Raw genomic sequence first — 1124 nt, 5'->3', positions numbered from 1 at the left:
CCCGGCAGCGGAAACAATCCCGAAGCATCGGAACCGACGCCCGAGCCGGAGCCGGCTAGCGCCGTACCCGCATCCGCGCGCGGGCTCGGGCCGGAAACGACCCCCTCACGCGATGAAAGACCGCCGGCACCGAGGAAGCCGAGTGCGGATGAGGCGAGCGTGGTGGCGAAGGCCGCGACACCGGGGCCACCGCCGCCGGCGATCTGGGCGGCCTGCGAAAGCAGCCCCGCCGTCTGCCCGGAGAGCGCCTGCACGCCCGCCATGGCCATCATCGCCATCGGCCCCGTGCCGCCGACGACGGTGTTTACCGAGCCGCCGATCTCGTGTTTCTGGTTGCCGGAAACTTCCACCGCGCGGTTGCCGCCGACCGAGGCGACCTCATGCCGGTCGATGCGCTTGATCCGGTCATTCAATACCCGCGTCGTCTGGTCCTTCTGGGCGTGGAAGAACTGGTTCTCCTTGCCGGCCTCATCCTCAAAGGTGATTTCGTTGAAACCGTCGCCCTTGTGGCTGTTGGAACGCAGCACCATGCGCGTCTTGTTGGCCGGCAGGTCGTAAGGCACGGAATTGGCCGGATTGTTGACCACGCCGATGACCAGCGGCTTGTCCGGGTCGCCATCGACAAAGGCGACCATCACCTCCATGCCGATGCGTGGAATGACCTGCGCACCCCATGTGCCGCCGCCCCATGCCTGGCTGACACGAACCCAGCACGTATCCGTGCCATCCTTCTTCGCCTTGCGGTCCCACGGGAACCACAGCTTGATGCGGCCATATTGGTCAGGATGAATTTCCTCGCCTTCAGGTCCGGCGACGATCGCCACCTGTGTACCTTCGATGCGCGGGCGTTTTGTTGACCGGTGCGGCGTCAGCGGCACACGGGCCGGAATTGCCTCGAAGTGATTGCGGTATTCCGGCTCGTTGCCATTGGTCTCATAGGAGAGATCGACGATATTGTGGCTTGCCCTGATGATCACATGTTCTTCATAGGCGTGTTCGGGATGGGCGACCTCGTAAGGCGTGAAGCGGCGGCCGGCCTCCAGAATGCGCGAGGTCGACGAACCGAAAACCCGGTCGTGGTCGGCCTCGATCGCCTGGGTGCGCAGTTTCTGCGCCCGCTCGGC

The 1124-nt window shown here is 64.9% G+C and carries 1 protein-coding gene; it reads right to left on the bottom strand.

The genetic code is table 11. The features are described 5' to 3' along the window. A partial coding sequence (tssI, locus tag ACQZ5K_RS26935; protein WP_448742074.1) for a type VI secretion system tip protein TssI/VgrG occupies positions 1-1124 on the bottom strand: 1124 nt, incomplete at both ends.

The sequence above is a fragment of the Agrobacterium sp. 22-226-1 genome (genome assembly GCF_053522345.1).
The sequence above is the reverse complement of the archived record's forward strand: the minus strand, read 5'-3'. Positions and strand labels throughout refer to the sequence as shown.